The sequence below is a fragment of the Cellulomonas sp. McL0617 genome (assembly GCF_049994875.1).
Classification (GTDB): domain Bacteria; phylum Actinomycetota; class Actinomycetes; order Actinomycetales; family Cellulomonadaceae; genus Cellulomonas.
Window position 1 is genome coordinate 2,401,415 of the sequence record NZ_CP188256.1, and the last position, 22,823, is coordinate 2,424,237.

Here is a 22,823-nt window from a genome sequence, read left to right on the forward strand (position 1 = left end):
TCGTTCGAGAGGGTGCGCGATTCCGCAGCACGTGCAGGTGGGAGACGTTCATGGGCAGGCCGAACGACGCACCCGAGGTTGTCGACGCGCTCGTCGTGGGATCGGGATTCGGTGCCTCGGTGGCGGCGCACCGCCTGGCGAGCGCGGGCAAGCACGTCGTCGTGATGGAGCGGGGCCGGCCCTATCCCCCGGGTGCGTTCGCGCGGACGCCCGCCCAGATGGGCCGTAACTTCTGGGACCCGAGCGAGGGCCTGTACGGCCTGTTCGACGCCTGGACCTTCCGCGGCCTCGAGGGCCTGGTGTCCAGCGGCCTCGGCGGCGGTTCCCTGATCTACGCCAACGTTCTGCTCCGCAAGGACGAGAACTGGTTCGTCCAGGAGTCGCCGCTGCCGGGCGGCGGCTACGAGAACTGGCCGATCTCGCGGGCCGACCTCGACCCGCACTACGACGTCGTCGAGAAGATGCTGGGCGCAACGGTCTACCCGTACCACGACACCCCCAAGACCATGGCCATCGAGGCCGCGGCCGTCGAGATCGGGATGCCGGCCGTGCGACCGCCCCTGGCGGTCACCTTCGCCCTGCCCGGCGAGGACCCGGCCCGCAACCTCCCGCTCGCAGCGGCTGCCTACGGTTCAGTGCACGCGGGCTCACGGCGCGTCACGTGCACCCTGTGCGGCGAGTGCGACATCGGGTGCAACACGGGCGCGAAGAACACCCTCGACCACACCTACCTGTCGTCGGCAGCGCACCACGGTGCGGACGTCCGCACGCTCCACGAGGTGCGCGGGCTGCGCCCCCTGGACGGCGGCGGCTACGAGGTGCGCTACGTCGTGCACGACGAGGAGCACGGCGCCTCGACCGCGTCACTTCCCGAGCGGACGATCGTCGCGCGCCGCGTCGTGCTCGGCGCCGGGACGTTCGGCACGACGTTCCTGCTGCTGCGCAGCCGCGCCTCGCTGCCGGCCCTCGGCCCCGCGCTCGGCACCCGCTTCTCCGGCAACGGCGACCTGCTCACGGTCCTGCTGAACTGCACGCGGGACGGCAAGCCGTTCCCGGTCGACGGCGGCGTCGGGCCGGTCATCACGACGGCCATCCGCCGCGCCGACGCCGCGGACGGCGACGGCGAGACGGGCCGCGGCTTCTACGTCGAGGACGCGGGCTTCCCCGGGTTCCTGTCGTGGCTCGTCGAGACCTCCCAGCTCAAGCCCGCGGCCCGGCGGGCGGCGGCGTTCGCGTGGCAGGTCGTCCGCAACCGCGTGCTCGCCGGCGGGCAGTCCAACATCTCCGGGGACCTGTCGACGCTGCTCGGTGACGGTCACCTGTCCGCGGGCTCGCTGCCCCTGCTCGGCATGGGTCGCGACGTCCCCGACGGCCGGATGGGCCTGCAGGGCGGGAACCTCGAGATCGACTGGACGACCGCCACGTCGAAGGCGTACTTCGCGGACGTGCGCGACGCCATGGAGCGGCTGGGCGACGCCCTGGGCGCCGACTTCCAGGACAACCCGCTGTGGTGGGCCCGGCACATCATCACGGTGCACCCCTTGGGCGGGGCGCCGATCGGTCGGCACGTCGGGGAGGGCGTGTGCGACGAGTTCGGCGAGGTCCGTGGGCACCCGGGCCTGTACGTCGTCGACGGCGCGGCGATGCCCGGGGCGGTAGGTGCCAACCCGTCGCTGACGATCGCCGCGATGTCGGACCGTGCCTCCACCCGGATGCTCGAGCAGGACTGGTCGCAGCCGGACGCCGTCAGCATCGCAGCGCCGGCCGTGTCGCCGGTCACCACCCGGGCGGGCGCCACGTCCGTCGCGTTCACCGAGCGCATGACCGGACCGTTCACGCTCGGCGAGACCGACCCGCGACGCGGCGCGGACCTGGCGCGGGCGCGGCGCGACACGCTCACGTTCGTCCTGACGATCACCGCGCCCGACATCGACGCGTTCGTGGCCGACCCGCTGCACCGCGGTCAGGCCGTCGGTTTCGTCGAGAGCAACGTGCTCGGCGGCCGGCTGGAAGTGGAGCAGGGCTGGTTCAACCTCTTCGCCAGGCCGACCGGCACGCCCGGGCGGCGCATGCTCTACCGCCTGTGGCTGACCGACGCCGGCGGTACGCCGTTGACCCTGGTGGGCGCCAAGGACGTGATCGATGACGGCGGCCTGGACGCGTGGGTCGACACGACGACCTTGTTCACGCGCGTGGTGCACGGTCACGTGCCGCCGCCACCCGATGCGACCCCGGACGAGGTCGCGGAGGTGCTGGCCGACATGGAGAGCGTCGAGGAGAAGGTGCCGGACGGCACGATCGGCGCTGGCGTGCTGGTCATCAAGCCGCTCGACCTGGCCAAGCAGCTGACGACGTTCCGCACCCACGGGCCCGGCGGCGCCCGGGCCCTGGCCGCGTTCGGCAAGCTCTTCATGGGCGAGGTGTGGGACGTCTACGTGAGCCCGAAGATCCGCTCGGGGGCCCGCGGATGAAGCGTCGTGAGCTGGCCAAGCACGAGGCCGAGATCGGCTTCCTGCCCAGCCGCGAGGTGCGCTGGCTCGACCCGCCCGAGCTCGCTCGGACGGCGCTCAAGGTGGTGCTCGCCCAGATGTTCGCCGAGTACGGCGACCGGCGCGAGGTCCAGGCGAGCCTGCCGGACGGACTGGTCGAGCTGGCGCACCCGAACGTCGGCGACCTCTGGATCGACTTCGTCGCGGACCTCGGCGACGGTTTCGACGCCACCTACACCGTCGCGTCGCTGCTCGGCCGGCCGAGCCTGACCGTCAACGGCCCCGACAAGCAGCCGCTCACGCTGCCCCGCGGCCACCTGCTCCTGATGGGCGGCGACGAGGTCTACCCCGCGGCGTCCGCGCGCGGCTACGAGAACAAGACGCTGGGTCCGTACACGGCCGCACTGCCCGCGCCACCCGCCGGGACACCGCGGGACGCGACGAACGAGCCGTCACTCATCGTCCTGCCCGGCAACCACGACTGGTACGACGGCCTGACCGCGTTCCTGCGCGTCTTCACCCGCGGCGCCGCGATCGGAGGCTGGCGCACCGTGCAGACCCGCAGCTACTTTGCGGCGAAGCTGGCGCCGGGCTGGTGGCTCCTGGGCCTCGACGGGCAGCTGACCGAGTACATCGACGAACCGCAGCTGGAGTACTTCCGGACGAACGTCACCGCGCACCTGCAGCCCGGTGACGCCGTGATCCTCTGCTGCGCAGAGCCCGGCTGGGCGCACACCGGCAGGGACCCGGACGGGTTCAACCAGCTGCACTTCTTCGAACGCGAGATCGTGCGGTTCCGCGCGGTGCCAGGAACGGAGGACGTCGAGGACACCGGCGCACGGGTGCGGCTGTGGATCACCGGGGACTCCCACCACTACGCCCGGTTCACCGAGCGCCCGCCGGACGCGGCCGACGAGGCGGCAGACCCCGACCCGCGCTCCGTGCAGGCCGTCACGTGCGGCCTCGGTGGGGCCTACCTGTCCGACACGCACCGGCTGCCCGAGCACATCCAGCTGCCGCCCCCGACGTCACGGATGCGGAACAAGCTGCCGCCCGTCCCCTACGACCGCGCCCCGAAGACCTTCCCGGACGTCGCGGACTCACCGGCGCTCTGCCGGCGGATCGGCAACCCGTTCAGCCGGTGGTGGGCGGGGTACCGCAACGTCGGCCTGCTGGTCACCGCCGGCTACGGCCAGGTGGTGCTCGTCGGCGTCGTCGCGGGGGTGTTCGTCCTCGTCGAGCCGGGTTCGTTCGTCGAGGTCCTGCGCACGGCGACGTTCGCGGACGTCGGGCAGTTCGCGCTCTACGCGCTCGCCCTGATCGCGGCTGCCCTCGTCGTACATCTCGTGCTGGCTCGCCTCATGCCGCACGGTCGCCTGCCGAAGCTGCTGACGTTCACCCTGGGCGTCGGGTTCGAGCTGGTGGCGGCGCTGGCGCTGCTCCTGGTCGTCGTCGCCATCCAGTGGCCGTCGTCGTGGCCCGCCGGGCTGTTCCTGGCGCTCGGTGTCCTGCTCGTCTGGGTCCTCGGCGCCGTCCTGGGCACCGAGGCGTTCGCCCTGCTGCTCCTCACCCAGGGCGAGGGCCAGGTCGCGTCCTGGCAGATGTCCGGCCAGGCCGTCCCGGACGACAAGGGGTTCGTGCGCATGCGCCTGGCCGCCGACGGGTCCGCGCTCGAGCTGTACGTGCTGGTCGTCGACACGGTCTCGCGCGACTGGGGCCTCGACACGGCCAGGACCCGTCCCGTCCCCGCGGGCGGCCAGCCCGAGGTGCGCCTGTTCGACGGGCCGATCGTGATCGCCAAGGAGGGGTACGGACGATGAGCGTGCAGGAGATCGCACAGACGGGCCGCCGCCCGGTCACCCGGGCCGACCACCGCACGGAGGTGGTCCCCCTGACCGCGGGCGACGGCACCCGGATCACGCTGGTGCACGTGCGCGCGCCGTTCGCGCCGTGGCGGGGTCCGGTGCTGCTGGTCCACGGGTCCGGGGTGCGCGCCGAGCTGTTCCGGCCGCCGATCCCGCACACCCTCGTCGACGGCCTGCTGGACGAGGGCTGGGACGTGTGGATGCTCAACTGGCGCGCGTCGGTCGACCTCGACCCGATGCCGTGGACCCTGTGCGACGCCGCCGTCTACGACCACCCCGCCGCCGTCGCGCACGTGCTGGAGGCCACCGGCGCGACGACCCTCAAGGCGATCGTGCACTGCCAGGGCTCGACGTCGTTCACGATGTCCGCGGTCGCCGGGCTGCTGCCGCAGGTGGACACGGTGGTGAGCAACGCGGTGTCGCTGCACCCCGTGCTCCCGCTGTGGTCGCGAGCGAAGATCTGGTCGTTCACGCCGGTGCTGCAGCACCTGACCCCGTACCTGTCGCCCGCGTGGGCGTACCGCAGCGAGGGCAACTTCTCCAAGGTGATCCGCCGGGTGGTGGCCACCACCCACCACGAGTGCGACAACCTGGTGTGCCGGATGGTGTCGTTCACCTACGGCAGCGGCTTCCCCGCGCTGTGGTCGCACAGCAACCTCGACGCCGCCACGCACGACTGGATCACGGGCGAGTTCGCCGACGTGCCCATCTCGTTCTTCGACCAGATGCGCCGGTCGGTCGCGGCGGGCCGGCTGGTGAAGGTGCACGATCACCCGGAGATCCCCGACGACCTGCTCGCGGGGCCGCCGCGTACGGACGCGCGGTTCGCGTTCCTCGCGGGCGCCGACAACCTCTGCTACCTGCCCGAGTCGCAGGTGCGCACGCACGCGTTCTTCGCCGCCCAGCGCCCCGGCAAGGGCGACACGCTGCACGTCCTGCCCGGTTACGGACATCTCGACGTGTTCTGGGGCCGGCACGCCCCGCGCGACACGTTCCCGATCATCCTCGAGGAGCTGAACTCATGAACGCCCTGCTCGGAACCGCTCGGACCGTGCTCTCGCACCTGCCCTCGCCCGTCCCACGCCGCCAGCGCCGGCTCACCGGCAAGGCCGCACGGGTGGACACCATCCCGTACGACATGCCGGTCAGCTCGGAGGACTCCCCCGTCCTGATGGCCGCGTTCCCGTGCTCGTTGTCCGCCGCGCGCGCCCTGCTGCCGGGCAGCGAGCTGCACCCGGTGAGCCTCGGGTTCGGCAAGGGCGTCGCGATGGTGACGGTGGTCAACTACCGGGCGACCGACATCGGCACGTACATCGAGTACTCGATGGCGATCGCCGTCACGCACGGCCCGCGGCCCGCGCCCCCGCTGGTGCCGATGATGCTGCAGAAGACGCTCCAGTTCGGCCAGTACGTGGTGGACCTGCCGGTGAGCACGGAGGTCTCGGTCAAGGGCGGCAAGGGCATCTGGGGGATGCCGAAGCACCAGGGGAGCCTCGACTTCGTGGTCACGGACCAGACGGTCTCGGCGCAGTACGACGACGAGGAGGGCCGCTTCGGCGCGCTCATCGAGATCGAGCGGCCGAGCCCCACCGCACTGCCGCTCAAGCTCGCCGCGTCCAACTTCTGCGCGTTCCGCGGCATGCTCATGAAGTCCACGATCTACTTCCAGGCCACCGGAGACGTCGCCGTCGGACCGGGGGCGCGCGGCCGGTTCACGCTCGGCGACGCGCCCAGCGTGGCGCCGCTGCGCACCCTCAAGATCGGCCCGAACCCCCTCTTCACGGCCTACCTGTCGACGGCCACGGGCGTGCTCGACGACCACTTCGAGGCGTGGTTCCTCACCGACGAGACGCTCGACCGGGTGGACCAGCAGACCAAGGCCGGCGTCTTCGGGGAGCCGCTCGAGTCGGTCGTCGGGCTGGGGCGCGGCGAGACGTGGCCGCCTCCCCCGCGCCGGGGACGCGCCGAGAGCGACGCGGCCGTCTCCCAGAGCGCCGCGAGCACCAAGTGACCGCCTTCGTCGCGGCCCTCTGGTTCCTGTTCGGCGCCTCGCTCTACATGGGCACGATGTGGGTGCTCAAGTGGTTCCTGTTCCCCACCTGGACGGGTCTGGGTCGGGACAACGTGGCGATCCACTTCGGCATCCCGACGCGCCGCGCGACGAAGTTCTTCACGGTCGTCGTGCCCATCATGTTCGTCGCGTCGATCGTGCTCGTCGTCGTCGAGTGGGGCACCAGCTACGTCTGGTTCGGCGTGGGCTGCCTGATCGGGATCTTCCTGCTGACCTTCGTCGGGCAGGGCCTGATCATCCCGATCAACAAGCGCATCCGCAGCGGCGACTTCGCGGACGACGCCGAGCTGCGGCACCTGCTCAGGCGCTGGATGACACTGAACGACGTCCGGTTCTACAGCTCGACGGCGACCTGGATCGTCATCGTCGGGTACATCGTCGCGAAGGCGGACCTGCTGGGGGCGCTGACGTGAGCGCCGCGGCGACCGCACCCGTGACCGCGGCCAGGCGTGCACCGGTCGTGCTGGTCCTAGAGGCCATCGCGTGGATCACGGTGCTCAGCGGTGCGGTCCAGGTGGTCGCCCCCGGGTTCGTGCTGGGCGTGATCGGCGGTGCCGACGACCACACGACGCGGCAGCTGTTCGCGACGGTGGGCATGTTCATGGTGGTCGTCGGCGCGCTGCTCGCCACGACCCTGCGCCGACCCAGGCCGGACCCGGACGTCGTGCTCTGGTCCGCCCTGCAGAAGGTCGGTGCGGCGGTCGCGGTGGCCATCGGCGTGGCCAACAGCGTCTTCGACCCGGTGGCCCTCCTCGTCGCCACCTTCGACCTGCTCACCGGAGTGCTGCTGTTCTTCTACCTGCGGGCTCTGGCGCGCGCGAGGGGCGCGCACCGATGAGGTCGCTCGTGCTGGCCGGCGGCGGGATGCGGGTCGCCTGGCAGGCCGGCGTCGTCCGGGCGCTGCAGGAGGACGGGTTGACGTTCGACCACGTCGACGGCGCGTCCGGCGGCATCATGACGGCGGGGATGCTGCTCTCCGGCGTGGACGGCGCCGCGATGTGCCGCCGCTGGCGCGACGTGAACGTGCAGGACTTCGGTTCCGCCCTGCCGTTGCGCGACTACCTGACCGGTCCGTGGAACCTGCCCGCCATCGGCGACGCGGACGGCGTGCTCACCAAGGTGTTCCCGGCGCTCGGCATCGACGTCGCCGCGATCAACGCGAGTCCGGTGGTCGGCACGTTCAACGTCGTCGACTTCGTCACCAAGGAGTGCTTCGCCATCGAGTCGACGCACGTCGACGCGCCCCTGCTCGCGGCGGGCATGTCGCTGCCGCTGTGGCTCACGCCCCTGAAGCGGGACGGGCACGTGTGGACCGACGCCGTCTGGATCCGCGACGCGAACGTCGCGGAGGCGCTGCGCCGGGGAGCCGACGAGGTCTGGCTCGTGTGGTGCATCGGAAACAGCCCGCACTGGGGCGACGGCCCGCTCGAGCAGTACGTGCACATGATCGAGATGAGCGCGACGGGCGCCCTGGTCGCGGACTTCGCGCTCGCCGACGCGCAGGGCCGCAGCTGGGTCCTGCACGTGGTCCGTCCCGAGCGCCCGCTCCCGCTCGACCCGGAGTTCTACCTCGGACGCGTCTCGGCCGAGTCGCTCGTGCAGATGGGCTACCGGGACGCCCGCGCCTACCTCGACACTCGGACGCCGGACGGGGTGACCAAGGACGCGTCCTGCACCGCGATGGTCGACCCGCCTCCCTCCGCCCGGTACACCGAGCACCTCAGGGGCGACGTGGACGGCTCCCCCGTGACGCTCGACCTCACGGTCGTCATGCCCCTGGACGGAGACCCCGACGGGTCCCAGGTGGCCGGCGCCGTGGACCACGCCCCGTGGGGCGAGCGCGTGTACCTCGCCGACGGGCGCCTCGAGACGACGCCGGACCGGTTCAGCTACCACGGCACGCTTCGCGTCGACGGGCGGGTGCTCGACCTCGTCGCGACCCGCTCGCTCGTCGACGACGCCGGGTTCGACGCCTGGTCCGACCTCGACCACGTGGACCTGACGGTCACGGCGCGAGAGGGCGAGGTCGTGCTGCACGCGAGCCTGCAGCTGGGGGCCGGCGGGCTGGCCCGACTGGTCGCCTCGGTCGAGCCCGTCGGCGTGCACGGCGTGCTCGACCGCGCGAACGTGGGCCGACGGTTCCTGGCCCGCCTCGGCCGAGGGCCGGGCGTCCGCGGTGCCACCGCGACCGGCGAGGCGTGAGTCACGCCACGGGAGACAGTGCGTCGGCGCCCTGATGGCTAGGCTCGGACCATGCCTCACGCCCGCGTCGCCCTGGCGCAGATCGACACGCGAGTGGGTGACGTCGCCGCCAACGCGCAGGCGGTGCTCGCCTGGGCGCGCACCGCCGCGGACGCGGGCGCCGACCTCGTCGTGTTCCCCGAGATGACGCTCACGGGTTACCCGATCGAGGACCTCGCGCTGCGCGCCTCCTTCCGCCGCGGGGCCGAGTCCGCCCTGCAGGAGACCGCGAAGGCCCTCGCCGACGACGGGCTCGGGGACCTCGCCGTACTCGTGGGGACGGTGGGCGAACGCAAGGTCACGCCGGTGCACGAGCCCCGAGCGCCCGAGGGACCGCGGCGGCCCACCAACCAGGCGGCCCTGCTGCAGCACGGCACGGTGCAGGCGCGGTACAACAAGCACCACCTGCCTAACTACGGGGTGTTCGACGAGAACCGGATCTTCGCCCCCGGCGGCGACCTGCTGGTCATCGACGTGCGGGGCCGGCGGGTGGGCGTGGTGATCTGCGAGGACATCTGGCAGGACGGCGGTCCCGTCTCGCAGATGGACGAGGCCGAGGTCTCCCTGCTGGTCGTGCTCAACGCGTCGCCGTACGAGGAGGGCAAGGGGCACCAGCGCGTCGAGCTCGCCGCGCGTCGCGCGCACGAGGTCCAGGCGCCCGTCGCCTACGTGAACCTCGTCGGAGCACAGGACGACCTCGTGTTCGACGGCGGCTCGTTCGTGATCGCGACCGACGGCCGCGTGCTCACCAGCGCGCCGCAGTTCACGGAGCACCTGCTGGTGTGGGACCTGCTCGACGACGACGACGCCCCGGCTACCGGTGAGGTCGCGCCGGTGCTCGACCCCGACGAGGAGGTCTACCGGGCCCTCGTCGCGGGGTTGCGCGGCTACGTCCGCAAGAACGGGTTCCGCTCGGTGCTGCTCGGGCTGTCCGGCGGCATCGACTCGGCCCTCGTGGCCGCCATCGCCGCGGACGCGATCGGCGGCGAGAACGTCGTCGGCGTCGCGATGCCGTCGGTGCACTCCTCCGAGCACAGCCTGGATGACGCCGAGGACCTGGCCAAGCGGATCGGCGCGGACTACCGGGTCCAGCCGATCAAGGCGCTGGTGGACGCGTTCGACGGCGAGATCCCGCTGGAGGGGGTCGCCGCGGAGAACCTGCAGGCGCGCCTGCGCGGCGTGATCCTCATGGCGATCTCGAACCGCGAGGGCCACCTCGTGGTCGCGCCCGGGAACAAGTCCGAGCTGGCCACGGGGTACACGACGATCTACGACGCCGGCAGCATCGGCGGGTTCGCACCCATCAAAGACGTCGACAAGTCCCGGGTCTGGGCGCTGGCCCGGTGGCGCAACGACGCTGCTCTCGCTGCGGGCGAGATCCCACCCATCCCCGAGTCGTCGATCACCAAGCCGCCGAGCGCCGAGCTGCGCCCCGGGCAGGTGGACCAGGACTCGCTGCCGGCGTACAGCCTGCTCGACGAGGTGCTCGACGCGTACGTCGAGAACGCCGAGGGTCGCGACGAGCTCCTGGCACGGGGGTTCGACCCGGCGGTCGTCGACAAGGTGCTCGCCCTGGTCGACCGCGCCGAGTGGAAGCGCCGGCAGTACCCGCTGGGCACCAAGGTGACCGCGCTGGCGTTCGGTCGCGACCGACGCCTACCGATCACCACCGCGTGGCGCGAAGCCTGACCAGACCGACAACGGGAGCACCTGAACTGATGAGCCAGACCCCCAAGCGCGTCCGCGTGCACCACCTGCGCGAGGCCAAGGAGCGCGGTGAGCGACTCACCATGCTCACGGCGTACGACGCCGTCACGGCGCGCATCTTCGACGCCGCCGGCATCGACATGCTGCTGGTGGGCGACTCGATCGGGAACACGATGCACGGGCACACGACCACGCTGCCCGTGACCGTCGACGACCTCATCCCGCCGGCCCGCGCCGTCGCCCGCGCCGCTCATCGGGCGTTCGTCGTCGCGGACCTGCCGTTCGGCTCCTACGAGGCGGGCCCCGAGCAGGCGCTCGCGACGGCCGTGCGGATGATGAAGGAGACCGGCGTCGCGGCCGTGAAGTTCGAGGGCGGCAAGCGGGTCGTCCCGCAGATCAGGGCGCTGACCGACGCGGGCATACCCGTGGTCGCGCACCTCGGGTACACGCCGCAGTCGGAGAACCTGCTCGGCGGCCCGCGCGTGCAGGGTCGCGGCGACCATGCCGCCGAGGTCCTCTGCGAGGACGCGGTCGCGGTCACGGCCGCCGGGGCGGTCGCGGTCGTCCTTGAGATGGTGCCCGCGCCCGTCGCCGCGCAGATCACGGAGATCGTCGCCATCCCCACCATCGGCATCGGCGCCGGAGCCGGCTGCGACGGTCAGGTGCTGGTCTGGGTGGACATGGCCGGCATGACCGACTGGTCACCGAGCTTCGCCAAGCAGTTCGGCCAGGTGGGTGCCGCGCTGTCGGCCGCCGCGACCGCGTACGCGGACGAGGTCCGCAACGGCACGTTCCCCGACGCCGGTCACCAGTTCGACGCATGACGGCGTCCCGCGCGGTCCTCGTCGCGGGGATCGTGGTGGGCGTCGTGCTCGTCGCACTGGCCGTGCCCGTCCTGGCCGGCGTCTACCCGGTCGCGCAGCTCGTCTCGTTCCGCGCGCCGCTCGGGCTCGGCGCCCTGTGCGTGGCGATCGTGCTCGGCTCGCTGCCCGGGACCCGTCGAGCCCTGCTGCCGCTGACGCTCGCGTTCGCCGTCGGCGCGCTCGCCCAAGGAGCCGTCCTGGCGTGGCGGAGCGTCCCCCACGGCCCCCGCACCAGCGCGGGTCCCGACGACGTGGTCGTCCTCTCGTTCAACACCGCGGACGTCGTGCCGCCCACGGAGCTGGCCCGGCTCGCTTCGGCGCACCACGCCGACGTGATCGTCCTGCCGGAGACGTCGGAGCCGACCGCGCAGGCGACGGCCGACCTGCTCGCGGCGCAGGGGCGCCCGATGCAGGTCCGGTTCGACGCGGGTCCCGCGACCGGCGTGGCCGGCACGGCCCTGCTCGTCTCCCCGGGCGTCGGGAGCTACGTGACGTCCGAGCCGGTGGACACCCGGTTCGGCTCGGTGCGTGCCGACCCCGCAGACCCGACCAGGTCACCCATACTCGTCGCGGCGCACACCATGCCGCCCGGCCACCGGTCGACGATGGTGGCCTGGCGGCACGACACCGCGCTGGTCGCCCGGACCTGCGCCACGACGCCCGGAGCCATCGTCGCGGGCGACCTGAACGCCACGCTGGACCACCCGGGGCTGGGCGACCTCGGACCCTGCGTCGACGCGGCGCAGGAGGTCGGCCGCGCGTCCCACGGCTCCTGGCCGTCGTCGGCCCCCACCCTGCTCGCCGCACCCATCGACCACGTGCTCGTCGACGGCCGTACCTGGCGGGTCGTCTCCTTCGACGTCCTGCCGGCCACGGGTGGCAGCGACCACCGGCCGATCCTGGCCACCATCCAGCGGCGCTGACTCAGCCCTTCTCGTCCTGCTCGTCCCACGACTGGTTGCGTCGTCGCGCGGTCTCGAGGGCCTGCGAGGCCGCCTCCCGCGTGGGGTACGGGCCCATGAGCTTGGTGTAGTCGCTCTGCCTGCCCTCCTCCACCTGGTGGGTCTCGGTGTTGAAGTAGAACCCGTCGGCCATCGCCCTCTCCGTTCGCCCCGGGGCACCCCAACCGGCTGCGATGCCCTCCTTTCCGTAGACTGCCAGGTATGTCGTCCGTGCACGCGCCGCGAAGCGCCCTGGTCCCGGGCACGGTCGGCCCGCGACGCTCCGTCCCGTCCTCGATCGCCCGGCCCGAATACGTCGGCCACCCGGGCCCCGCGCGCTACACCGGCCCGGACGCGTTCGACGACGAGACGGTCGCCCGTATCCGCGTGGCCGCCCGCATCGCCGCGCAGGCGCTGGCGCTCGTCGGTGAGCACGTCGAGCCGGGCGTCACCACCGACGAGCTCGACGCCGTCGGCCACGAGTTCCTGCTGGACCATGGCGCCTACCCCTCGACGCTCGGGTACCGCGGGTTCTCCAAGTCGCTGTGCACCTCCGTGAACGAGGTCATCTGCCACGGCATCCCCGACTCGACCGTCGTCGAGGACGGCGACATCGTGAACATCGACATCACGGCCTACATCGGCGGCGTGCACGGGGACAACAACGCGACGTTCCTGGCGGGCGACGTCGACGAGGAGTCCCGCCTGCTGGTCGAGCGCACGCAGGAGTCGCTCGCCCGGGCCATCAAGGCGGTCGTCCCCGGCCGCGAGATCAACATCATCGGACGCGTGATCGAGAAGTACGCCGCCCGGTTCGGGTACGGCGTCGTGCGTGACTACACCGGGCACGGCGTCGGCCCCGCCTTCCACACCGGGCTCGTGATCCCGCACTACGACGCGGCCCCCGGCTACGACACCCTGATCGAGCCGGGGATGGTGTTCACCATCGAGCCGATGCTGAACCTCGGCACCCCGGACTGGGTCATGTGGGACGACGACTGGACGGTCGTGACGGCCGACGGCCGCCGCAGCGCGCAGTTCGAGCACACCCTGCTCGTCACCGAATCCGGAGCGGAGATCCTGACCCTGCCATGAGCGACGACAAGAAGCACGCGAAGAGGCACAGCACGGCGTTCGGCATCGACATCGGCGGCAGCGGGATCAAGGGCGCACCCGTCTCGCTGCACGACGGCGAGTTCGCCGCCGACCGCATCCGCATCCCGACGCCCAACCCGTCGACACCCGACGCGGTCGCTCGCACGGTCGCGGAGGTCGTCGACTCGTTCGACCTCGACAAGCATGTGCCCATCGGCGTCACGTTCCCCGCCGTGATCCTGCACGGCGTCGCGCAGTCCGCCGCCAACGTCGACAAGTCCTGGATCGGCACCAACGTCGAGAAGGCCGTCCAGCACACCACGGGCCGCCCGGTGCTCGCGGTCAACGACGCGGACGCCGCCGGCTACGCGGAGGCGCTCTACGGTGCCGCGAAGGGTGTCGACGGAGTCGTCCTGGTGGTCACGCTCGGCACGGGCATCGGCTCGGCCCTGATCGTCGACGGCCACCTGGTGCCCAACACCGAGCTCGGTCACCTCGAGATCGACGGGCACGACGCCGAGTCGCGCGCCGCCGACAGCGCGCGCGACCGCGACGAGCTGTCCTGGGAGGCGTGGGCCGAGCGGCTGCAGCGGTACTTCACGGTCGTCGAGAACCTGTTCTGGCCGGACCTGATCGTGGTCGGCGGCGGCGTGAGCAAGCACGACGACAAGTTCCTCCCGCTGCTGGACCTGCGCACCACGATCGTCCCGGCGAAGCTGCGCAACGCCGCGGGGATCATCGGGGCGGCCGCGCTCGCCGCCGACTACCGCGGCTGACGGTGCCCGCCCTGGCCGAGGTCGCCGACGGAGTACATGTCGCGACGAGCGCGGTGTACATGACGACCTCGACGGTGCTCGTCGCACCCGACCGGTCCTGCCTCGTCGTCGATCCGGGCGTGACCGCCCACGAGATCGACGTGCTCTCGTCCGCGATCCGCCTGCACGGCTGGCGGCCCGTCGCCGTGTGGTCGACGCACGGGCACTGGGACCACCTGCTCGACGGCGGCATCTTCACGGGCCTGCCGCGCTGGTCGGGCGGGTGGCCCGTCGACGTCGAGACGCTCATGACCGAGCGCGACGAGGACGAGGAGCTGGCCCGGGTCCTGCTCTCGTTCCCCGGCGACTCCCCCGCCGCGGTCACGGTCGCACCGCCGCTTCGATATCCGGCCGTGGATGGCCTGCTCGACTGGGCCGGTCCGCCGGTGCGGGTGATCGAGCACGGCGCCCACTCCCCCGGCAGCACGTCGCTCGTGGTGCCGTCGGCGGACGTGCTCGTGGCCGGCGACGTGCTGTCCGACGTCGAGATCCCGCTGCTGGACCTGTCGGACGAGAACCCCGCCCGGACCTACCGCGCCGCGCTGGACCTGCTGGCCGGCACGGCGGCACTCGTCGTCCCCGGGCACGGGCACGTCGGCGCCCTCGCGGACCGGCTCGCCGCCGACCTCGCCTACCTCTCGGGTGCGTCGGACGACGACCCGCGGCTGCTCGACCCGTGGCTCGTGGCCGTCCACGAGTCGCAGCGCCACGCCCTGACCGCCTGACGGCGTGCGACCATGACCTGATGGTCTGGTTCATCGTCGGCGGCGTCGCGATCCTGGCGCTCGTGCTGTTCGCCGTCGACCGGATGGTCGCCCGCGGCTGGTTCGACCGCCGCACCCCGCGCGAGCGGCCCAGCGCGCCCGCGGGGACAGGTTCGGGGTTCCTGGGCGACCTCATCGACGTCTTCCAGCCGAACCACGTGCACCTGACCGCCGAGCAGGAGCGGCAGCAGGCCGACATGCAGCACGCCGAGGACACCGACCCGCACATCGATCTCGACTCGGGCCGCGTACGCCTCGACCCCCGGTAGCGGGTGTCGGCGGCTGCCCCTAGCGTGCTCGGCATGGCCCCCGTGATCTCCCAGCTGACGATCGACTCCGCCGACCCGCACGCCCTGGCCGCCTGGTGGCGCGACGTGCTCGCCTGGACCTACGTGTGGGAGCCGGCGCCCGACGACGAGGAGATCGAGATCGCACCCCCCGACGGGTCCGCGACGAACATGCTCTTCCTGCGCGTCGCCGAGCTCAAGACCGGGAAGAACCGGCTGCACCTCGACATCCGCCCTCCCAACGGCTCGTCCCAGCCGGCCGAGCTCGACCGCCTGCTCGCGCTCGGCGCCACCCGCGTCGACATCGGCCAGGGCGACGTCCCGTGGCACGTGCTGGCCGACCCCGAGGGCAACGAGTTCTGCCTGCTGCGCGGCACCCCGGAGGAGGCGGCCGCCCGCCTCGCCGCGGAGACCGCCGGCTGAGGTGCGGATGAGTCAGTCGATACGCCGGGAAACATTTTCGGGGTCTTTGACCTGCGGACTTGCTCCCAAAAGTGGCTCTGACCTGCAGAAACGTCTCACGTCGTCTCACGCTAGTTCACGCGGTTTCAGAGAATCCTGCGGACTAGGTGCGGACTAGAGACCGGCTGAGTTTTTCTGACAGGTCTCTGAGCCAGCCTGTCAGGGCTCCCCCGTACCGTCCCGCGCATGGACTTCAGCCACCACCTGCGCACCCACGCTGAGCCCAGATGCATGACAGAGCTCAGCAGCATGAGAACAAGAACGACAATAAGTGGGAAGGCGTCGTACTCGGCGCGATGTTCACGACAACGAAGTGCGGCTTCAGCAACGCTGCCGGCGAGCCGAACACCGGGATGCCGTACCTCGTGGTGCCACTGCCAGAAGTGGACACTCCAACCTTCTTCGTTTGCCCTTCGAGCACAACAGACGGAACAGGAGGCTGACGACGACGTGACGAGAGCAAGCGAAGTGCGGACCGTCCTTCGCGCACTGGAGGCGGAGCTCGACGCACAGGGCGCGCCGTTCAGCGAGCTGGCACTTCCGCCCGCTTCAACCAGTGCGATGGCCCTCCTCGAGGCGGCCGCCGGCCCGCAGGTGCCCGACGCGCTGCGCGAATGGTGGCAGTGGCACGACGGCCTGACGGACGGAGAACCGTTCTCGGGACTCGATCGGTGCTGGCATGTGGCGCCCCCTGTCGATCGACGCCGCCGTGGATGACCTAGCGGAGTGGCGCGGGCAGTACTACCCACCGAACACCGCAGAACCAGAGTGGCTGACGTCGTGGCTGCCCATGGCCGAGAGCGCCGGCAACGTTCGGCTCGTCGCTATGCTCGAGCGCTCGTCGCCCGACCGTCTAGCGTTGGGCAGATTCGCGGCAGACGAGCCGCACGGCGAGCTGGTTCGCCCCATAGAGCTGGGCCTGGTCGAGCTTGCTCAGGCCTGGCTCGAAGCTCTGCGGGAGCGCTACATCGCGTGGGACAGCGACGAAGGCGGCTGGGTGCAGGGGCCAGGGAGTTCGAGATGGCCGGGTCTCGTCTAGAGGCCTCCCCGACGCCACTGCCGAGTACGGCTGCCGCTATCGGCTACAGCGACAGGACCCTCCACCAGCTGGACAGGTGGGAGTCAAAGCGCGCCACTGGGAAGCACAGCATCTAGCGGACTTCCCACCCTCAGGGCGCGATGGCTCATCTACGCATCACTGCTGATTCGGCATGGCGAGTCCGTCAAGACAGTGCAGGATCGCCTGGGCCATGCGTCAGCTGTAGAGACTCTGGACACCTACAGCCACCTCTGGCCGGATTCTGACAGTCGGACCCGTGAAGCTGTCGATGCTGCGATGTCGCAAAACGTCCTGCGGACTACACGCGGACTAGCGCAGTAGCGCTGAAGCGTTTCCGCAGGTCAGCGGCCTAAAAGCGGATGAGTCAGTCGATACGCCGGGTTCTGTCCTCGCGCGCGGTTGCCCGCAGCTGCGCGAGTGGCGGCCATCCCTCTACGACGTACGTTGCCGCACGCCTCCAGCGGCCTACCCGGGAGCTCGGGCGAGCAGCCCTCGAACGCTCCCTGTCTGACCTTGCTCCGGGTGGGGTTTACCGAGCCGCACCGGTCACCCGGCACGCTGGTGGTCTCTTACACCACCGTTTCACCCTTACCGGCCCAGCGAGCTGAGCCGGCGGTCTGTTCTCTGTGGCACTTTCCCGCGGGTCGCCCCGGGTGGGTGTTACCCACCACCCTGCTCTGCGGAGCCCGGACGTTCCTCGGCGGGCCCGAAGGCCCGACGCGGCCGCCTGACTGACTCATCCGCGCCGCAAGCGTAGCGGCAACCCATCCGCCGGCGGACCGGCGACGAACCCCGGGCATGGACACCACACCGCCACTGACCCAGCGCGAACGCGTCATCCTGGCGCACCTCGCACTCCCCCTGACCCTCGGCGAGATCGCGTCGTCGTTGTACGTCACCCGGAACACGGTGAAGTCGCAGGTGAGGTCCATCTATCTCAAGCTCGGGGTGGCCGACCGTGAGGGTGCGCTGCACGTGGGCCGCGCGTGGGGTCTGGTGCCCGAGGGGCTCGGGTCCCCCGACGACGACGACGGACCGCGCAAGGCCGACGTCCCGCGGCCCGCCGTTCAGACGTCGACGCGATAGTCCAGCGACAGCTCGTCGCCGGAGACCCCCCGGATCCCCCAGTTCTGCGGCGGGCTCTCGATGATGATGATCTCGAGATCCTCGACGGACAGACCCAGGGTCGGGGCGACGTCGTCGTAGAACGCCGCGATCAGGGCCCGCCTCGCCTCGGCGGAACGTCCGGTGAAGCACAGGATCTCGATGACCAGGTACTCCTTGGACCGCGGCGCCACCAGGTCGTCGGCGTCGAGCAGGAGGAACCGGTGGAACCGCTTCTCGGGCGGCAGGCCCCAGGCGCCGACGACCGCCCGGTGGACCGCGTCGGAGATCGACCCGCGACGGTCCTGCCAGACGTCACGCCGGCCGTAGATCTTCACCTGCGCCATGTGGTCCTCCTCGCGCCGACCCAACTCGTGGAGCCTACAGTTCAGGCGTGCTCGTCCTCCTGCCGCCCTCCGAGGGCAAGACGCCGCCGCGCGCCCGCGGCCCCCAGCTCGATCTCGCCGCCCTCTCGGCACCGGGCCTGACGCCGATGCGAGAGAAGGTGCTCGACGCCCTTGCGCAGGTCAGCGCGTCGCCGGACGCGGTCGGCGTCCTCGGGGTGGGGCCCAGCCTCGCCGGCGAGGTCGCGCGCAACATCGGCCTGCGCACGGCCGCGACCGCACCGGCGACGAAGGTCTACACGGGGGTCCTGTACGGCGCGGCGGGCCTGGACCGGCTGACGGCGACCGGGCGCGCGCGGGCGGCGGAGTCGGTCCGGATCGTCTCGGGGCTCTGGGGTCTGGTCGCCCCGGACGACCACATCCCCGCCTACCGGCTGTCGATGGGGACCGACCTGCCCGGCATCGGACCGCTCGCCGGCGCGTGGAAGGGGGCGCTCGGCGCCGAGCTGCAGCAGCGGCCCGAGGGCGAGCTGGTGGTCGACTGCCGGTCGGCCACGTACCTTGCGGTGTGGCGTCCCCCGACGACCGCCGACTGGGTGGCCGTGCGCGTCCTGCGGCAGGAGGCCGACGGGACACGGTCGGTCGTCTCGCACAGCGCCAAGCACACGCGCGGGCTGCTGACGCGTCACCTGCTCACGCGTCGTGGGAAGGCGCCGCACGATGCGTCGAGCCTGACGCGCGTGGCCGGCGAGCTCGTCGGGACGGATCTGCTCGCCGTCGAGCTCGGGCCGCCCGCGCGCGGTGCACGGGTGCTGTCGCTCGTCGTGACGTGAGGCGCATCCCCTGGTGGCTGGTGGCGGTCGTCGCCACGGTCCTCGTGGTGGTGTCCGGGTGGCTGCCCGCCGACGACGCCCGGGAGACCGCCCAGCGCACCATCCCGATCCTCATCTTCGTCGCCGGCCTGACGGTCGTCGCCGAGATGTGCGCAGGCGCCGGGTTGTTCGAGCAGGCGGCCGGTCTGGCGGCGCGTGTCGCCGGCAAGCGCCGCTGGGCGCTGTGGGCGCTCGTGGTCCTGCTGGCCGTCCTGAGCACGGCCGTGCTGTCGCTGGACACCACGGCGGTGCTGCTGACGCCGGTCGTCATCGCCCTCGCCCGACGCACGCACACACCGCCCCTGCCGTTCGCGATGGCCGTGCTCGCGCTGGCCAACACCGCGTCGCTCCTGCTGCCGGTGTCGAACCTGACCAACCTGCTCGCCGATCACGTGCTCCGGCAGGCGCACGTCGGCTACCTCGGTCTCATGTGGGCCCCGGCGCTGACGGCGATCGTCGTCACGGTGACGATCCTCGCGGTGCGCGACCGCCGCGTGCTGCGCGGCGAGTTCACCCCGAACCTGCCACGCCCCGCCCGGGACCGGCCGCTGCTGGTCGTCGCCGCCCTGACCGTCGCGGTCCTCGGGGTCGCCTTCGCGGTGGGCGCCCCGACCGCACCGACGGCCGTGGCGGCGGCGGTCGTCCTGCTCGTCGTGACGCTCGTGCGGCACCAGAAGCTCCCCGTCAGGGCCCGCGACCTCGTCCCGTGGCGGACGCTGCTGGTCGTCCTCGGCCTCTTCGCCGTCGTCGAGACCCTGCAGGCCCACGGCCTGGGCACGCTGCTCGCTGACGCCGCGGGGACAGGCGACCGTGTCGGCTCGCTGCTGCGGGTGGCCGGCGTCGGCGCGCTCGCCGCGAACGGCGTCAACAACCTGCCCGCCTACCTCGCGCTCGAGCCCGCGATGGGTGGTGACCCGCTGCGCATCGGCGCCCTCCTGATCGGCACGGGCGTCGGCCCGCTGATCACCCCCTGGGGCTCGCTGGCGACCGTGCTGTGGTGGCAGCGCTGCCGCACGGTCATGCTCGACGTCCCGACGCGCACGATCGTGCGGCAGGGACTGGTCCTCGCGCCCGTTGCCGTTCTGCTCTCGACGCTGGCCCTCGTCGCGACGCACTAACGGCCGGTCGACCAGCCCTCGCTCGGCGCACCGGCCACGGCGACCTCGTCGCGACGGTCCTCGAACAGCCGGATGATGCTCACCGACGCGGGCGCGACGCGCAGCTGGCTCCACGACGACGGCTGAGCGCCCATGGTGACGCCGAGCGCCGCACGGATCGAGACGGCGTGACTGACCACGACCACGGTCCGGTCCACGCCCTCGGCGAGCAGGGCGTCGAGCCCGCGGCGCAGCCGGACGCCGACGTCCTCGATCGACTCCCCACCGGGCGGTCGCACGTTCGCCGCGGTGTGCCAGGGCTCGAGCTGCCCGGGCCAGCGCTCCTCGATCTGCTCGGCTGTCAGCCCCTGCCACTCGCCGAAGTCCGCCTCCTGGAACGTGGCGTCGGTGCGCACCGGCAGGCCGAGGCGCTCGGCGATGATGGCGCCGGTCATCTGCGTGCGCACCATCGGCGACGCGATCACGAGGTTGGGGTAGCGGATGTCGCCCCAGAGGTCACGGCCGACGCGGTCCACGAGGTCCGCCGCGTCGTTGGCCTGCCGGATGCCGGTCCCGTCGAGCGGCGGCCCCGGTTCGCCCGAACCGGAGTACCCGCGCGCGACAGTCATGGTCGTCTGCCCGTGTCGGACGAGGACGACAGTGACCGGCTGCTCCTCGTCGAAGCGGACGCCGGCGCCCGACGGACGGGGGGCCAGGCCTGCGGGTGGGGACTGAGGTACGACGCCGTCGCTCACCAGGGCAGTCTTGCGGTCCGTGGCCGGGTTGGCGAGGGGCGGTCAGCCTCGCGCGGGCTCAGGCAGCCTGACGAGGATGCGTCCGCACTCCTCGCACCGCACGACCTGGTCCTCGGGCGCCTTGCGGATGGCCTCGACATCGAGCGGGTTGAGCTCGAGTCGGCAGCTCTCGCACCGGGCACCGCGCAGCGCGCCGGCGCCCCGGCCACCGAGCTGGGCACGGAGCTTCTCGTAGAGCGCCACGAGCGCCGCATCCAGGCCGTCCGCCGCGACCGCACGCTCGGACCTAACCGCGTCCGCGTCGGCGTCGAGCGCGGCGAATGCGGCGTCGCGCTCGGCCTCGACGGCGGCGCGACGCGACGCCAGGGAGTCGTGCGCGGTCGTGACCTCGGCCAGCGCGGTCTCGTGGGCCTCGAGCCGCTCCATCACGTCGAGCTCGACCTCCTCGAGGTCGGACTGCCGACGGCCCAGGGCGACGAGCTCGCTCTGCAGGGCCTGCAGGTCCTTGGGGCTGCCCTGTCCGGAGTCGAGGCGGCCCTGGTCGCGCGCGGCGCGGTTGCTCACCTGCTCGACGTCGGCCTCCGCCTTCGTCAGCTCGCGCTTGAGGTCGCCGACCGCGGTCCGGCTGGTGACCAGCGCGGTGTACAGGTCGCCCACCTGCGAGTCGAGCTCGACCAGCCGGGCCAGCTCCGGCAGGGTCCGCCGCTTGTGCGCGATCTGGTCCAGCCGGGTGTCGAGCTCCTGGACGTCGAGCAGTCGGCGCTGGTCCGCTGCGGGGGCTGTGGTCACGGGTGTCCTTCGGTCGAGGCGTCGGGTGCGGTCTGCTCGGGGCTCGCGACGCGGCCCGTCCACGGGTCGGTGCTCAACGTGCTGACGCGCGTGACCACCGTAGTCCCCGCAGCGGCGGCATCCTGCTCCAGCGCACGGGCGGCGTGCGCCAGCCAGGGCCACTCGGAGGCGAAGTGGGCGACGTCGACGAGGTACGGGGTGCCGCTCTCGTGGTCGGCCCGCTCACGCAGCTCCGAGGCGGGGTGGTGGCGCAGGTCGGCGGTGACGTACACGTCGACGGCCGCGCGCCGGACCGCGTCGAACAGGGAGTCGCCCGATCCGCCGACCACCGCCACGCGCTCGACGCGCCCGTCCGGGTCGCCGGCGAACCTGATGCCCTGCGCGGTCGCGGGAAGGGCCTTCGCGACGACGTCCGCGAACTCCCGCAGCGTCGTCGGCTCCGTGAGCCGGCCGACCCGCCCGATGCCGGTCGACCCCGGCCACGAGGCCATCTCCAGCACGTCGAAGGCGGGCTCCTCGTAGGGGTGCGCCGCTCGCATCGCGGCGACGACGGCCGCACGTACCCGCCGTGGCGCGACCATCTCGATGCGCGCCTCGACCACGCGCGACGCGACACCCGCCGACCCGATGGTCGGGTTCGCGTCCCCCGACGGCGTGAACGTGCCCTCACCGGTCGAGGTGAAGGCGCATCGGCTGTACTCGCCGATCGCCCCGGCACCGGCGGCCGACAGCGCATCGACCATCCGCTCCGCGTCGGCGACCGGGACGAAGACCACGTGGCAGTCGAGCGCCTCGACCGGTTCGGCGTCCAACGGCGCAGTCTCGAGGAGCCCGAGCGCCTCGGCGAGCGCGTCCGCGACTCCCCCGGTCGCCGCGTCCGCGTTCGTGTGCGCCGTGTACAGACCGATCCCGTCCAGCACCAACCGGTGCAGCAGCGCGCCCTTGAACGTGGTGGCCGCGATCGAGTGGACCGGCTTGAGCAGCAGGGGGTGGTGGGTCACGACGAGGTCGGCACCCCAGGCCGCCGCCTCGTCGACGACGGCCGCGAGGGGGTCGACGGCGAACAGCACCCGCGCGACGGGCTGCGACGGGTCTCCCGTCACCAGACCCACCGCGTCCCAGGCCTGCGCGGTGGCCGGCGGGTAGCGACGTTCGAGCAGCTGCACGACGTCGGCAAGGCTCGCAGCGGTCACGCCTTGCAC

At 72.1% G+C, this 22,823-nt stretch carries 24 protein-coding genes and 1 other RNA gene; 19 read left to right on the forward strand and 6 right to left on the reverse strand.

The window, feature by feature from the left end:
* Nucleotides 1–50: 50 nt before the first annotated feature.
* The 10 genes from ACPPVS_RS10945 to ACPPVS_RS10990 are packed head-to-tail and all read left to right on the forward strand — an operon-like array spanning nt 51 to nt 12,159.
* Complete coding sequence (locus tag ACPPVS_RS10945; protein WP_426592298.1) at nt 51–2,471, forward strand: GMC oxidoreductase; 2,421 nt, start codon at nt 51–53, stop codon at nt 2,469–2,471.
* A complete protein-coding gene (locus tag ACPPVS_RS10950) occupies nt 2,468–4,309 on the forward strand; it encodes a hypothetical protein (RefSeq protein WP_426592299.1) in 1,842 nt (613 codons plus the stop codon). The genes ACPPVS_RS10945 and ACPPVS_RS10950 overlap by 4 nt, the downstream gene beginning before the upstream one ends.
* Entirely contained in the window at nt 4,306–5,379 is a 1,074-nt protein-coding gene (locus ACPPVS_RS10955; protein WP_426592300.1) for an alpha/beta fold hydrolase, read from the forward strand. The genes ACPPVS_RS10950 and ACPPVS_RS10955 overlap by 4 nt, the downstream gene beginning before the upstream one ends.
* Entirely contained in the window at nt 5,376–6,365 is a 990-nt protein-coding gene (locus tag ACPPVS_RS10960; protein WP_426592301.1) for an acetoacetate decarboxylase family protein, read from the forward strand. Before ACPPVS_RS10955 ends, ACPPVS_RS10960 begins: the two co-directional genes overlap by 4 nt.
* Nucleotides 6,362–6,838: a hypothetical protein gene (locus ACPPVS_RS10965; RefSeq protein ID WP_426592302.1), complete on the forward strand. Its 477-nt coding sequence runs from the start codon at nt 6,362–6,364 to the stop codon at nt 6,836–6,838. Before ACPPVS_RS10960 ends, ACPPVS_RS10965 begins: the two co-directional genes overlap by 4 nt.
* The gene (locus ACPPVS_RS10970) at nt 6,835–7,263 is read left to right on the forward strand and encodes a hypothetical protein (protein ID WP_426592303.1); all 429 of its coding nucleotides are present in this window, start codon (nt 6,835–6,837) and stop codon (nt 7,261–7,263) included. Before ACPPVS_RS10965 ends, ACPPVS_RS10970 begins: the two co-directional genes overlap by 4 nt.
* Entirely contained in the window at nt 7,260–8,627 is a 1,368-nt protein-coding gene (locus ACPPVS_RS10975) for a patatin-like phospholipase family protein (protein ID WP_426592304.1), read from the forward strand. Before ACPPVS_RS10970 ends, ACPPVS_RS10975 begins: the two co-directional genes overlap by 4 nt.
* Nucleotides 8,628–8,678: 51 nt before the next feature.
* A complete protein-coding gene (locus tag ACPPVS_RS10980; protein WP_426592305.1) occupies nt 8,679–10,355 on the forward strand; it encodes an NAD+ synthase in 1,677 nt (558 codons plus the stop codon).
* A 29-nt stretch (nt 10,356–10,384) separates the two neighbouring features.
* The gene (gene panB, locus ACPPVS_RS10985) at nt 10,385–11,197 is read left to right on the forward strand and encodes a 3-methyl-2-oxobutanoate hydroxymethyltransferase (protein ID WP_426592306.1); all 813 of its coding nucleotides are present in this window, start codon (nt 10,385–10,387) and stop codon (nt 11,195–11,197) included.
* A complete protein-coding gene (locus ACPPVS_RS10990) occupies nt 11,194–12,159 on the forward strand; it encodes an endonuclease/exonuclease/phosphatase family protein (RefSeq protein WP_426592307.1) in 966 nt (321 codons plus the stop codon). The genes panB and ACPPVS_RS10990 overlap by 4 nt, the downstream gene beginning before the upstream one ends.
* A 1-nt stretch (nt 12,160) precedes the next feature.
* Here the strand turns inward: ACPPVS_RS10990 and ACPPVS_RS10995 are convergent, their stop codons facing one another.
* Nucleotides 12,161–12,331, reverse strand: coding sequence for an SPOR domain-containing protein (locus ACPPVS_RS10995; RefSeq protein ID WP_426592308.1), 171 nt, complete (start codon nt 12,329–12,331; stop codon nt 12,161–12,163).
* Nucleotides 12,332–12,390: 59 nt separating this feature from the next.
* Here ACPPVS_RS10995 and map point away from each other — a divergent pair, with 59 nt between their 5' ends.
* The 6 genes from map to ACPPVS_RS11025 all read left to right on the forward strand — a co-directional run bounded on the left by map (nt 12,391) and on the right by ACPPVS_RS11025 (nt 16,639).
* Nucleotides 12,391–13,272, forward strand: a complete 882-nt coding sequence (map, locus tag ACPPVS_RS11000; RefSeq protein WP_426595950.1) for a type I methionyl aminopeptidase — start codon at nt 12,391–12,393, stop codon at nt 13,270–13,272.
* Complete coding sequence (gene ppgK, locus ACPPVS_RS11005; protein ID WP_426592309.1) at nt 13,269–14,048, forward strand: polyphosphate--glucose phosphotransferase; 780 nt, start codon at nt 13,269–13,271, stop codon at nt 14,046–14,048. The genes map and ppgK overlap by 4 nt, the downstream gene beginning before the upstream one ends.
* Nucleotides 14,049–14,107: 59 nt before the next feature.
* Nucleotides 14,108–14,812, forward strand: a complete 705-nt coding sequence (locus ACPPVS_RS11010) for an MBL fold metallo-hydrolase (RefSeq protein ID WP_426592310.1) — start codon at nt 14,108–14,110, stop codon at nt 14,810–14,812.
* A 20-nt stretch (nt 14,813–14,832) separates the two neighbouring features.
* Complete coding sequence (locus ACPPVS_RS11015; protein WP_426592311.1) at nt 14,833–15,120, forward strand: DUF6191 domain-containing protein; 288 nt, start codon at nt 14,833–14,835, stop codon at nt 15,118–15,120.
* A 33-nt stretch (nt 15,121–15,153) separates the two neighbouring features.
* Entirely contained in the window at nt 15,154–15,561 is a 408-nt protein-coding gene (locus ACPPVS_RS11020; protein WP_426592312.1) for a VOC family protein, read from the forward strand.
* Nucleotides 15,562–16,279: 718 nt separating this feature from the next.
* Nucleotides 16,280–16,639: a hypothetical protein gene (locus tag ACPPVS_RS11025; RefSeq protein ID WP_426592313.1), complete on the forward strand. Its 360-nt coding sequence runs from the start codon at nt 16,280–16,282 to the stop codon at nt 16,637–16,639.
* Between the two features lie 377 nt (nt 16,640–17,016).
* On the opposite strand, the gene rnpB is transcribed toward ACPPVS_RS11025, so the two are convergent.
* An RNA gene (rnpB, locus tag ACPPVS_RS11030) (RNase P RNA component class A) lies at nt 17,017–17,399 on the reverse strand.
* A gap of 59 nt (nt 17,400–17,458) precedes the next feature.
* On the opposite strand from rnpB, the gene ACPPVS_RS11035 reads away from it, so the two are divergent.
* A complete protein-coding gene (locus ACPPVS_RS11035) occupies nt 17,459–17,746 on the forward strand; it encodes a LuxR C-terminal-related transcriptional regulator (RefSeq protein WP_426592314.1) in 288 nt (95 codons plus the stop codon).
* Here the strand turns inward: ACPPVS_RS11035 and ACPPVS_RS11040 are convergent.
* Nucleotides 17,728–18,111, reverse strand: a complete 384-nt coding sequence (locus ACPPVS_RS11040; protein ID WP_426592315.1) for a tautomerase family protein — start codon at nt 18,109–18,111, stop codon at nt 17,728–17,730. The genes ACPPVS_RS11035 and ACPPVS_RS11040 overlap by 19 nt on opposite strands.
* A 47-nt stretch (nt 18,112–18,158) precedes the next feature.
* Between ACPPVS_RS11040 and ACPPVS_RS11045 the strand changes: the two genes are divergently transcribed.
* Together ACPPVS_RS11045 and ACPPVS_RS11050 are read left to right on the forward strand one after the other, a co-directional pair.
* A complete protein-coding gene (locus ACPPVS_RS11045; protein ID WP_426592316.1) occupies nt 18,159–18,941 on the forward strand; it encodes a YaaA family protein in 783 nt (260 codons plus the stop codon).
* On the forward strand, nt 18,938–20,098 hold the full coding sequence (locus tag ACPPVS_RS11050; RefSeq protein WP_426592317.1) for an SLC13 family permease: 1,161 nt from the start codon (nt 18,938–18,940) through the stop codon (nt 20,096–20,098). The genes ACPPVS_RS11045 and ACPPVS_RS11050 overlap by 4 nt, the downstream gene beginning before the upstream one ends.
* On the opposite strand, the gene ACPPVS_RS11055 is transcribed toward ACPPVS_RS11050, so the two are convergent.
* From ACPPVS_RS11055 to ACPPVS_RS11065, 3 genes are read right to left on the reverse strand one after another with little or no spacing between them, the layout of a single operon-like run.
* The gene (locus ACPPVS_RS11055) at nt 20,095–20,832 is read right to left on the reverse strand and encodes a histidine phosphatase family protein (RefSeq protein WP_426592318.1); all 738 of its coding nucleotides are present in this window, start codon (nt 20,830–20,832) and stop codon (nt 20,095–20,097) included. The two genes, ACPPVS_RS11050 and ACPPVS_RS11055, sit on opposite strands and share 4 nt — an antisense overlap.
* Nucleotides 20,833–20,874: 42 nt before the next feature.
* Nucleotides 20,875–21,621, reverse strand: a complete 747-nt coding sequence (locus ACPPVS_RS11060; protein WP_426592319.1) for a zinc ribbon domain-containing protein — start codon at nt 21,619–21,621, stop codon at nt 20,875–20,877.
* Nucleotides 21,618–22,814: a Nif3-like dinuclear metal center hexameric protein gene (locus ACPPVS_RS11065; protein ID WP_426592320.1), complete on the reverse strand. Its 1,197-nt coding sequence runs from the start codon at nt 22,812–22,814 to the stop codon at nt 21,618–21,620. The genes ACPPVS_RS11060 and ACPPVS_RS11065 overlap by 4 nt, the downstream gene beginning before the upstream one ends.
* Nucleotides 22,815–22,823: the final 9 nt, after the last annotated feature.